General features: G+C 68.9%; 11 protein-coding genes and 2 pseudogenes. 6 read left to right on the top strand and 7 right to left on the bottom strand.

Going from position 1 to position 10,691, the window contains the following annotated elements; all coding sequences use genetic code 11:
* Nucleotides 1-511, bottom strand: a pseudogene (locus BN4348_RS30680) (FGGY-family carbohydrate kinase); the annotation flags it as partial.
* A gap of 10 nt (nt 512-521) precedes the next feature.
* Here BN4348_RS30680 and BN4348_RS30675 point away from each other — a divergent pair.
* The 3 genes and pseudogenes from BN4348_RS30675 to BN4348_RS30665 all read left to right on the top strand — a co-directional run.
* Nucleotides 522-1,046: pseudogene (locus tag BN4348_RS30675) on the top strand (NAD(P)-dependent oxidoreductase); the annotation flags it as partial.
* Complete coding sequence (locus BN4348_RS30670; RefSeq protein WP_066907468.1) at nt 1,046-1,699, top strand: L-fuculose-phosphate aldolase; 654 nt, start codon at nt 1,046-1,048, stop codon at nt 1,697-1,699. The pseudogene BN4348_RS30675 and the gene BN4348_RS30670, both read left to right, overlap by 1 nt.
* Nucleotides 1,699-2,592: an MBL fold metallo-hydrolase gene (locus tag BN4348_RS30665; protein ID WP_066907465.1), complete on the top strand. Its 894-nt coding sequence runs from the start codon at nt 1,699-1,701 to the stop codon at nt 2,590-2,592. The genes BN4348_RS30670 and BN4348_RS30665 overlap by 1 nt, the downstream gene beginning before the upstream one ends.
* Nucleotides 2,593-2,595: 3 nt before the next feature.
* Here the strand turns inward: BN4348_RS30665 and BN4348_RS30660 are convergent, their stop codons facing one another.
* Nucleotides 2,596-3,444 carry an SDR family NAD(P)-dependent oxidoreductase gene (locus tag BN4348_RS30660; protein ID WP_066907463.1) on the bottom strand — a complete coding sequence of 283 codons (849 nt, stop codon included), beginning with the start codon at nt 3,442-3,444 and terminating at the stop codon, nt 2,596-2,598.
* Between the two features lie 54 nt (nt 3,445-3,498).
* On the opposite strand from BN4348_RS30660, the gene BN4348_RS30655 reads away from it, so the two are divergent.
* Nucleotides 3,499-4,203 (top strand): TetR/AcrR family transcriptional regulator, encoded by a 705-nt coding sequence (locus tag BN4348_RS30655; protein ID WP_328588987.1) that lies wholly within the window; start codon nt 3,499-3,501, stop codon nt 4,201-4,203.
* Here BN4348_RS30655 and BN4348_RS30650 read toward each other — a convergent pair.
* Nucleotides 4,118-4,993 carry a helix-turn-helix transcriptional regulator gene (locus tag BN4348_RS30650; protein ID WP_066907458.1) on the bottom strand — a complete coding sequence of 292 codons (876 nt, stop codon included), beginning with the start codon at nt 4,991-4,993 and terminating at the stop codon, nt 4,118-4,120. The two genes, BN4348_RS30655 and BN4348_RS30650, sit on opposite strands and share 86 nt — an antisense overlap.
* Nucleotides 4,994-5,067: 74 nt before the next feature.
* Between BN4348_RS30650 and BN4348_RS30645 the strand changes: the two genes are divergently transcribed.
* A complete protein-coding gene (locus tag BN4348_RS30645) occupies nt 5,068-5,706 on the top strand; it encodes a class I SAM-dependent methyltransferase (RefSeq protein ID WP_372513973.1) in 639 nt (212 codons plus the stop codon).
* Here the strand turns inward: BN4348_RS30645 and BN4348_RS30640 are convergent.
* Together BN4348_RS30640 and BN4348_RS30635 are read right to left on the bottom strand one after the other, a co-directional pair.
* Nucleotides 5,703-6,935 (bottom strand): cytochrome P450, encoded by a 1,233-nt coding sequence (locus BN4348_RS30640; RefSeq protein WP_066907452.1) that lies wholly within the window; start codon nt 6,933-6,935, stop codon nt 5,703-5,705. The two genes, BN4348_RS30645 and BN4348_RS30640, sit on opposite strands and share 4 nt — an antisense overlap.
* Nucleotides 6,936-7,508, bottom strand: a complete 573-nt coding sequence (locus BN4348_RS30635) for a TetR/AcrR family transcriptional regulator (protein WP_235852609.1) — start codon at nt 7,506-7,508, stop codon at nt 6,936-6,938. It abuts the gene before it with no gap.
* Nucleotides 7,509-7,617: 109 nt separating this feature from the next.
* Here BN4348_RS30635 and BN4348_RS30630 point away from each other — a divergent pair, with 109 nt between their 5' ends.
* The gene (locus BN4348_RS30630) at nt 7,618-8,652 is read left to right on the top strand and encodes an NAD(P)H-dependent amine dehydrogenase family protein (RefSeq protein ID WP_066907446.1); all 1,035 of its coding nucleotides are present in this window, start codon (nt 7,618-7,620) and stop codon (nt 8,650-8,652) included.
* Here the strand turns inward: BN4348_RS30630 and BN4348_RS30625 are convergent.
* Complete coding sequence (locus tag BN4348_RS30625; RefSeq protein ID WP_066907443.1) at nt 8,649-9,881, bottom strand: zinc-dependent alcohol dehydrogenase; 1,233 nt, start codon at nt 9,879-9,881, stop codon at nt 8,649-8,651. The genes BN4348_RS30630 and BN4348_RS30625 overlap by 4 nt on opposite strands.
* Nucleotides 9,878-10,654: an SDR family NAD(P)-dependent oxidoreductase gene (locus BN4348_RS30620; protein ID WP_066907440.1), complete on the bottom strand. Its 777-nt coding sequence runs from the start codon at nt 10,652-10,654 to the stop codon at nt 9,878-9,880. Before BN4348_RS30620 ends, BN4348_RS30625 begins: the two co-directional genes overlap by 4 nt.
* Nucleotides 10,655-10,691: the final 37 nt, after the last annotated feature.

Here is a 10,691-nt window from a genome sequence, read left to right as displayed (position 1 = left end):
GCGCGACCCGGGTGCCGCCGCCCGCGGCCACGATGCGCGCCACCGGCGCCCCGCTCAGCTCGATGAGCTGACGGACGACGAAGGCCGACGCCTCGTAGGCGGCGCGCCGCAGCGCGGCGGCGTCGTGGGTCAGGTCCAGGGCGTCGAGCACGGCCCGGCGGTCGGGGTCGTGGAACGGCGTGCGCTCCCCGCGGATGTACGGCGACCAGACGGGCACCCGGCGCGGATCGGCCGCCGTCGGATCGCCTTCCGCGACAACGCGATCCACCCAGCCGAGGAACATGCCGCCGGCGTTGCTGGCCCCGCCGATCTGGCTCTTGCCGGGGGCGGTGTGCGGGATGGTCCACAGGCCGGGCACCTGCCGGGACTCGGGGACGGTGTTCCACACGATCAGGGTGGTTCCGCACAGCACCAACACGTCGCCGTCGCGGTCGGCGCCGGCCACGATCTGTTCGCACAGCGCGTCGATGGCGCCGATCCCCAGCACGGCCCCGCTCCCGGGAAGCTGCCCGGCGGCNTGGGAGATCGCCGGACGCACCGCCGGGTTGGTGGGCCTGGGCGCGGTCGGCCGCGCCACGCGGTGGCGGCTGGCCGGGCTGGGCATGCGGGTGATCGCCCACGACCCGTACAACGACGAGGCGCGCCATTCCCTCGACGAACTCTTGGCCGAGGCCGACGTGGTGTCCCTGCACGCGCCGGTCACCGACGGCACCGCCGGCATGATCGGCGCGCGGGAGTTCGCGTCCATGCGCGACGGCGTGGTGTTCCTCAACACCGCCCGGGCCCAGCTGCACGACACCGACGCGCTCGTCGACGCGCTGCGCGGCGGCAAGGTTGCCGCCGCCGGGCTGGACCATTTCGTCGGCGAATGGCTGCCGACCGATCACCCGCTCGTGGGCATGCCCAATGTCGTCCTGACGCCGCACATCGGCGGCGCCACGTGGAACACTGAGGCTCGGCAGGCGCAGATGGTGGCCGATGACCTGGAAGCGCTGCTGGACGGCGGGACGCCGGCCCATATCGTCAACCCGGAGGTGTTGGCCTGATGAAGTTTGTCGACCACCCCGAGAACGCCGTGCTGGACGCGGCGAAGGACATGCTGCGCCGCGGACTGGTCGAGGGGACCGCCGGCAACATCTCGGCGCGGCGCTCCGACGGCAACGTCGTCATCACGCCGTCATCGGTCGACTACCGCGACATGGCGCTCGACGACCTCGTGCTGATCGACCCGGACGGCGCCGTGCTGCACGCCGCCGACGGTCGCTCGCCGTCGTCCGAGATGCACCTGCACCTGGCGTGCTACCACGCGTTCGACGACGTCGGCAGCGTGATTCACAGCCACCCGGTGTGGGCGACCATGTTCGCCATTGCGCACCAGCCGATTCCGGCCTGCATCGACGAGTTCGCCGTCTACTGCGGCGGGGAGGTCCGCTGCACCGACTACGCCGCCTCCGGCACGCCCGAGGTCGGCACCAACGCGGTCAAGGCGCTCGAGGGCCGCGGGGCCGCCCTGATCGCCAACCACGGCCTGGTTGCGGTGGGACCGCGACCCGACAAGGTGCTGCACGTCACCGCGCTGGTCGAGCGGACGGCCCAAATAGTCTGGGGGGCACGGGCGCTTGGCGGCCCGGTGCCCATTCCCGAGGACGTGAACCGCAACTTCGCCGGCGTCTACACCTATCTGCGCGCCAACACCTGATGCGCCGGGTCCGGTTCGGCCACGCGAGCGTCGCGCGGGTGCTGGAACTTCGGTTCGACCTGCCGACCCGCTCCTTCCCGGGCACGCCGCCCTCGGGGTGGCGGGACAACGCCGACCTGCTGGTGCCGGACTTCTTCGACCCCGACACCGATCAGTGGCACATCGCGATCCAGAGCTGGGTCATCGAGGTCGACGGGCTGACCGTCGTCGTGGACACCGGCGTCGGCAACGACCGCGACCGCCCGCACATGCCGCCGCTGGACCACCTGAACACCCGGTTCCTGGCCGCGCTGGGGTCGGCGGGCATCGACCGCAACGCGGTGGACGTGGTGGTCAACACCCACATCCACTCCGACCACGTCGGGTGGAACACCATGGGAGACAAGGACTCCCGGGGCACCTGGGTGCCGACCTTTCCCAACGCCCGGTACCTGGTGCCGGCCGCCGACTACCGCCACTTCGCCCCGGACGGGCCCGCGGGCCAAGAGCCCGGTAATCGAATCGTGTTCGCCGACAGCGTGCTGCCCATCGAGGACGCCGGGCAGCTCGTCGGATGGTCCGACGACTTCCAGATCAGCCCGTCGCTGCGGCTGCGGCCCGCCCCCGGGCACACGCCCGGCTCCTCGGTGCTGTGGCTGGACGCCGGTCGGCCGGCGGTCTTCGTCGGCGACCTCACCCACAGCCCGGTGCAACTGCGCCGGCCCGCCGACGCCTGCGCGTTCGACGTGGACGCCGGTGCCGCCGCCGCGACGCGCAGCCGGATCTTCACCGAGGCCGCCCGGGCCAAGGCCGCCGTGATACCCGCCCACTACCCCGGCCGCGGCGGCGCGACGATCCGGGCCGTCGACGACCAATTCGAGGTCGACGACTGGCTCGACTTCGAACCCCTATGACAGTTAGCGCATCTCGGGTTCGGTGGCCCTAAGTCCGCGAAACAGCCTCATGCGATGGATGTTGATCCGATAGAACAGGCCGGGGAAACGACGGTACAGGTGCCAGATGACCTGAACCACAGCCGGAAACACGATAACCGGCCGATTGCGGTCCACGCCGCGCAGGATCGCGCTCGCCGCGGCCCGGGCGCTCATCTGGGGCATCAGATAGTGGGTGCGCCGGCTCAGCGCCGCCACCCGCTCGCGCGGCATGTTCACCACGACCATGTTGTCGTAGATCTTCGTTTTCATGTCGCCCGGACATGCCGCGCTTACTTTCACGCCGAGGTCTGCTCCCTCGGCCCGCAGCGAGAGCGAAAGCCCAACGATCCCATGCTTGCTCGTGCAGTACGCGGCATTGCCCGGTTGCGGCACCAGCCCACTGAGCGAGGAAATATTGACGATGTGCCCGTGGCCCTGGCGCGCCATCAGCCGATAGGCGTGCACCGTCCCGTACACCACGCCCAGCAGGTCGACCTCGAGGACGCGACGCCACTGCTGCACCGAAAGGTCGCGAGAATCCCCGCCGATCGCGATGCCGGCGTTGTTGATCATGTAGTCGAGGCGTCCGTGTTCGGCGAAGGTGTCCTCGATCAGCCGCGCCACCGCCGTTTGCTCGGCCACGTCGACCGTCACGGCAGCTGCCGCTTTGCCGGCCTGGCTCAGGCGCCCGGCCACCTGACGTGCGGCGTCACCGTCGATATCGGCGACGACGACCGTCGCGCCCCGGCGCCCGAGCTCCTCGCACAGCGCCTCGCCCAGACCCATTCCGCCGCCGGTGACGATCGCCACCGCGTTCTCGAACCGCCGCATGACCAGGTCCTCTCCGGCGAGCTACCCCGATTTTATTACATCTGATGTAATCTTATATCAGCTGTAACATTAGGGATAGGAGCGATCACGGCAAACGAGACGAGCCTGCGCGAACGTAAGCGAACGCAGACCAGGCGGGAGCTCATCGGCGCGGCGATGAGCCTGTTCGAGAAAAAGGGCTACGAGGAGACCACCGTCGCTGAGATTGCCGCCGCCGCAGGAGTTTCCACGAAGACTTTCTTCAATTACTTCGCGAGCAAGGATGAGGTCCTCTTTCCCCACCTATCCCGGCGGATCGACGCCGCAGTGGCTCTCATCGAGCGGCGCGCACCGGATGATCGGATGGCCGACGTCCTCGTGGCGGCGATGCAGCAGATGCTGGCCGATGCCCTCACCGAGGAGGTCGATGGCGGCCTGGCGGCGGTGCGGCTGCCGATGATCGTGTCGGTGCCCGCGGTTCAGGCGGCCACCCTGCACCGCTACTTCCTGGCCGAAACTCAATTGGCCCGGGCGCTGCATCGCGCGTATTCCGACGCGCTCGACCCGGCGGCCGCCGCCGCGGTCATCGGCTCGGTCATGGGGGCGGCGATCGCCGCCGCGCTCGTTTGCCTGCAAGACGAAGGCACCGCCGAGCAGCTACGCGCCGCAGTCGAATCCGCCATCGATATCGCGATCAACGGCGCGCGTGACCTGCCCACCCGGTCGCGCCGCGCCACGCGCGAGGCGAGGCGCCGTGGGCCCGCCCGAACAGCCGGCTGAAGTAGCCCGGGTCGGCAATCCCAACCCGCCTGGCGACCTCTGCGACCGGCAGGTCCGTCTCGGCCAGCAACGCGCGGGCCGCGGCCATGCGGCGGTCGGTGATCCACTCCCCGACGGTGCGTCCGGTGCGACGCCGCACCACGGTGGTCAGGTGGCCTGGCGTGATGCCGAGGTCGGCGGCCACGTCGCGTAGCGACAACGGCTCGCGGTGGCGCCGGTCGATCACCTCGAACACCTCGGCCAGCAGCGGCTCCCCGCTGCGTCGCAGCTCGGCCACCACCGGGCCCGCCAGCCGCGCGAGGTCGATCAGGAGCAGCGTGAGATGCGCCAGGGCCGCCTGCCGATATCCGTCCTGCCGCTGGCGCAGTTCCGCTTCGATCGACGTGATCGCGGCGTCCCACGCCGGCCGTCGTTCCGCGGGCAGCTGCAGGCGCAGGATCCCGCCGGCGTGCCCGTGCAGGAACGGGAACAGCAGCGGGTGGGCCCGCCACGCCGGCCACGGCGATCGGCCGTCCTCGCCCAGTGCCGCGGGGTCGAAGAACACCGCGATGCCGCCGGCGCGGTCGGCCAGCTGCCCGGGATCGAGCACCTCGCCCGCGGCCGCCACGTGGACCAGACCGGCCACCGGCAGGTACCACAGCGCCGGAAAGTCATGGATGTGGCGGCCGCGTTGGACGGAATCCTCGGGCCCCGACCGCACCACCGATACCGGGGGCGTGGCGGGATCGGTCCGGTATGCATAGACCGGCACGCCCGCGCGTTGGCGAACCATCCGGGCTGGCTGCGTCATGTCACAAAAGATAGTCCTAGTTTTACCGAGGATCGGCCAATTCCAGCTCCGGTCAGCCGTTCACCATGGATTGCGTGACGAAACATCATCCACATGATTACCTGCCCGCCGCCGGCCACGACGCGCTGCTCCCCACTTACGACCTGATCTCTCGCCTGCTGGGCATGAAAAGGGTGCAGGAGGCCCTCATCACGCAGGCGGAGCTCGACAACTGCCGCCGCATCCTGGAAATCGGCTGCGGCACAGGTAATCTCACAATCATGGCCAAGCGTGCCTATCCTCACCTCGAGGTGATCGGGTGTGATCCCGACCCGCGGGCGCTGGACCGGGCGCGGCGAAAGACGGACGAGATCCGCTTCGACCAGGGCTACGCCGAACGGCTCCCCTACGCCGACGGCGAGTTCGACCGGGTGCTGTCGTCGATGATGCTGCACCACGTCGCTGACGACGCGAAAACCGCTGCGGCGGCTGAAATCTTCCGGGTCCTTCGCCCCGGCGGCAGACTGCACCTGGTCGACATCGCCGGTGATGGGACCGATGAGCACGGCGTGGCGGCCCGGCTCATCAGGCGCAGCCACCACGCGGCCGGCAACCTCGGCGACGCGATTCCCCGGCTGCTGACCGCGGCCGGGTTCGACTGCACCGAGGTCGCATCGCGGCAACACCGCATCCTCGGGCGACTGAACTACTATCGCGCCACCCGCCCGGCCTAGGCCTGGCTGAGGCGGACCGGTAGTGATTCGTACACCGTCATGTTGTTGCACAGGTCGGGAAGCGTCATCCTCGGCTCGCCGACTTCGATGCCGCCGGATTTCAGCAAGATCTCGTCCAGGGCGGCCCGGACTTCCGCCCGGGCAAGCATGGCGCCCAAACAGTGGTGGGCGCCACCACCTCCGAAGGACTGGTGGGGGTTGGGATCACGGCGAATGTCGAACCGGTGTGGATCCTCGAAGACGTCTTCGTCGCGATTGGCCGAGCGCAACATCGTCACCACGCGCGCACCCTCGGGGATCGTCACGCCGCCGAGCACCACGTCTTTCGTTGCTCCGCGCACCCAGAACATGATCGGTGTGGAATAGCGGATCACCTCCTCGACCGCCGTGCGCCTTGCATCCGGATCGGATCGGTAGACCGCAATCTGATCCGGATTGGCGACGAAGGCGCGAAGCCCGTCACACAGTGCGTTTCGAGTCGTGTCCGCGCCGGCCAACCCGAGGATGAAGAAGAAGATCTCCAGCTCGTTGGCGGGCAACAGGAAGCTCTGCCCCGACTCTGCCGTGATCTCCGCGGTGCACAGCGCACTCCAAATGTCGTCCACCGGACGTTCGCGTTTGTGAGCGGTCAGCGCGCTGGCGTACTGGAACAACTCCATAAAGGGCAACAGGTCATCGCCGTCGGGAAGGGACATCTGTGCGCCGGCGGTCTTCAGCACCCGGTCGATCAAGCCGAACACATGCGGGCGGTCGGCGTCGGGAATCCCCACGATGTCGCCGATCACCGAGATCGGCAACCCCGCGGCCAGATCGACGAATTCACCGCCACCGGATTCACGCAAAGTAGCGGCCATCGCCCTGGCCCGATCGCGAATGCCGTCTTCCAACTTGGCCACGGCACGTGGCGTGAAAGCACGAGCGATGACCTTGCGGCGAATCGTGTGATCCGGCGGATCCATGCTCACGATCGCCGGATAGGCGTCGAACAATGGCACATCCTGAATCAGCGGTCCACGGGTCGCCGTAAACGACTCGTAATCGCGATGCACCCGGGCGACGTCGGCATGTTTGGTGCACACCCAAAACTCGCGACCGACGGTAGATCTCACGTCGTCGGTGAGTCGTTGATGAAATACGGGCGTACGGGCGCGCAACTCGGCGAACAGATCGTCGGGAAACCGCGACCCCCAGATCGCCGGCTCGGCGAGGTCGATCGTGGCGCCTGTCACTCAACCGTCCTCCAACTCTTCGCGCAGACCGGTCAGGATCAGGCGCAACCCATATGCGAACGCCTCGTCGCTTGGCCCGTTCGCCGTGGCACCGGCGCGGCGGATGTGTTCCAGCTGAACCGAACCCAGCAGGTGGACGTAGAGCGTGGCGTGCGCCGCATCGAAACGCTGTGCGCGCAAGCCAGATTCGCGCAGAATTCCGCGAGAGGCGCGGTCCATATCGGCGGCCGCCGCGGTGTGCGCATGCTCCTGTAGCAAGACCGCGATCCCGGGCACCTCCACGAGCACCTTCCAGGCAGCCATGTAGAGCGCGACCAACCGGGATTCCCAGTCGCCCTCTTGTGGCACCTCGATCTGCGCCAGCACCGACTCGATCAATAGATCGAACAGTTCGCGCTTGTCGCGCACGTGGTAGTAGACCGATGATGCCGCCGTGCCGGCCTCGGCCGCCAGCTCCCGCATCGTTACCCGGCCGACGCCGACGCGCTTCGCCAGCCGCAACAGGTGTTTCGTCAGGTGGGCGCGGTCGAGCGCCCCATAGCGCAGCACCGGCGCATCGGCCACAGTCTCCACGACCGCCCCACTTTCGAACAACATTCGAATTCGAACAGTATTCAGATTAGAGCAATGTCCGCTTACGATGTCAACGGTCCCGCGTCCGATGCACGACGGAGGAACACCCATGGCGCCCTACCGCGTGGTTCAGTGGTCAACCGGCAACATCGGCAAGCGAGCGCTTTCCATCCTGCTCGACCGCGACGACTTCGAGGTGGTGGGCGTGCACGCCCTGGGCGCCGACAAAGCGGGTCGCGATGCGGGCGCGCTCGCGGACCGGCCCCCGGCGGGCGTGACCGCGACGAGCGACGTCGAGGCGTTGCTCGACCTGGCGCCGGACTGCGTGAACTACATGCCGCGCGCAATCGACTACGAGCTGGTGGACACGATGCTGCGCCGCGGCATCAACGTGGTCACCACCGGAGACTTTCTCACCGGCACCCATCACCCGGTCGAACTCCCGGCGCTCGAGGAGGCCGCGCACCAGGGCGGTGCGACCTTCCTGGGAACGGGATTCGAGCCGGGCTTCATCAACGTCGTCGCCGGCTTCCTCACCGGCGCCTGCCGCACGGTCCGCAGCGTCAAGCTGGTCGAAACGCTTGACTGCACAACGTATCCCATACCGGACGTGTGGAAGGTACTCGGATTCGGCAAAGCACCCCGTGAGCCGGTGACCCACCTCGACCCGGCGACGCAACGATACGGCCTCGGCTACTTCGAGACGCTGGACATGATCGCCGCCATGCTGGGTACCGAGCTCGACTCCAAGGAGGCGTTCGTCGAGCCCGCGGTGCTGACCCGGGATCTGGATCTGGGCTGGGTGGACTACGCGGCCGGCACCGCCGGCGGCCAGCGCCGCACCTATCGCGGCTATCGCGGCGGCCGCCCGGTGATCGAGCTGGCCATCTGCTGGACCATGAGCGACGACGCGCTCGACCCGAAATGGACCGACCCCAAGGGTTTCAGCGTGGTGATCGACGGCGAGCCACGCGTCGACGCGACGATCCGGTTCGGCAACCCGGGCGAGGACGTGATGACCGTGTTGATGGACAGCACCGCCGTCGCGGCGGTCAACGCCATACCCTTCCTGTGCGACGCCGCACCGGGCGTCCTCACCCCGATCGATCTGCCTGTCACAGGATCCCGGGGCGCCCTGCTCTAGCGCTGATCGATGGCCACCTTGACCGCGCCGCTGTCGGCCTGGTTCGCGATCGCCAGGAAGGCGTCGCGCCACCGCTCGAGTGCGAAGGTGTGGGTCAGCATGGGGCGCAGGTCCACCCGGTGAGCGGCGGCCAGCTCCAGGTAGTGGGCGATGGCGTGGCGGCGCCGGCCCTCGACCTCCTCGACGCCGAACGCGTTCGACCCCACGAGGGCGATCTCCTTGAAATACAACGGGCTGTCCTCCCAGCGGCCGGGCGCGTGCACACCGGCCTTCACCAGCGTCCCGCGGGCGCGCAGCACCCGGACCCCGACTTCGAAGGTCTCCGGCTTGCCGATCGTGTCGTACACGACGTCGACCGCGCCGGGGTAGGCCATCGGCAGCCCAAGCAGCGGCTGCCGCAGCCGGCCGCCACCCCACGCCACCAGTTGCTCGATGACGGCCAGGCCGGGTTCGTGCTCGAGCACCAACTCGGCGCCGAACCGGCGGGCCAGCTCTTGCTGGGCCGCGAACCGCGCGACCACCGCGACGGCGACCTCGGGGTAGAGCGCCCGCAGGATCGCGACCGCGCACAACCCCAGCGAGCCGGCCCCGTATACCAGCACCCGGCCCGAGCGCGGCGGCGGGTGACGGGTGATCGCGTGCAGGGACACCGAAAACGGGTCGGCGAACACCGCCAGCTCGTCGGGCACGGAATCCGGAACGGCGAACAGCATGCTGTCGTGGGCCGGCATCAGTTCGGCGTAGCCACCGGTCACGTCGGCCGACACCCCGGTGTGGATGCCGGGCTTGATGTCGCCGTCGGTGAAGCTCCAGCACAGGCTGTAGTCGCCGCTTTCGCAGGCGGGACAGGGCGGCTCGATGCCGCGCGGCCCGCAGGACAGCCACGGGTTGAGCACCACCCGCTGGCCGACCTCTAGCCCGCGGGCCTTCGGCCCCACCGCGACCACGTCGGCGACCACCTCATGCCCCATCACCTGCGGGAAGGAGCAGAAGGCGGACATGGCGTTGTCGGCGTCGGCCTCGCCGAAATCCATCAGGATCTGCTTGGAGTCCGACCCGCAGATGCCGGTCAGCCTCGGCCGCGTGATCACCCAATCCTCATGCGGCAGTTGCGGATCCGGCACCTCTCGCATTGCGGTCGGGGTGCGGGCCAGGTTCTGGGTCAGCGTGTTGGCGTCATCGGGAACCTCGAAGCGCTCCGGCGGCACGCCGTAGACGAGCGCCCTCACCGCGGTGCCATTTCGGCCGAGCCCGCGATGAACGCATCGATGTCGGCGTTCTTGGCCTCGACGACCGCTTTCATGTCGGGGACGTAGTGCTCGAACGTGCCCGTGCCCAGGGCCTCGATGATCCCTTCGGCCACCTCGTCGGCGGGCACCTTGGGGCCCTGGTAGAGGGGTTCCTCGCTGCCCGGGTGGTCCCAGATCTCGGTGTCGACGGGCCCCGGTTCGATGAGCTTCACCGCGACCCCGCTACCGTGCAGGTCCACGGCCATCGCCTCGCTCCAGCCGCACAGCGCGAACTTGCTTGCGCAGTAAGCGGTTTCGTGAATGATCCCGAGCCGGCCGCCGACGCTCGACACGTTGACGATCACGCCGGACCCGCGCGCCAGCATCCCCGGCAACAGCGCCAGCGTCAGCCGCATCGGCGCGAAGAAGTTGACCCGCATGACGTCCTCGACCTCGTCGGGCGCCAGGGCGGTGACGGGACGCCGTTTCGGGATCGCGGCGTTGTTGACCAGCACGTCGACGCCGCCGAGCGCCTCGGATGCCCGCGCCGCCAGCCCGGGCAGCGCCGCGGTGTCCGCCAGGTCGGCCACCCACATCGCCGATTCCGGCGCGGCCCGCCGGCAGTCGGCCAGCACCTCGGCCAGGCGATCCCGCCGCCGGGCGATGAGCCCCACCACCGCCCCTCGCCCCGCCAGCTGCCGGGCCAAGGCCGCCACCAGACCCGACGAGGCACCCGTGATCAGCACCCGCTTGCCCGCCGCCGTGTACGCCATCCGTCAAGGTTGCCGCTAAACGCGGGAAGCGTACAGT

The organism is Mycobacterium interjectum (genome assembly GCF_900078675.2).
Classification (GTDB): Bacteria; Actinomycetota; Actinomycetes; order Mycobacteriales; family Mycobacteriaceae; genus Mycobacterium; species Mycobacterium interjectum.
The sequence above is the reverse complement of the archived record's forward strand: the minus strand, read 5'-3'. Positions and strand labels throughout refer to the sequence as shown.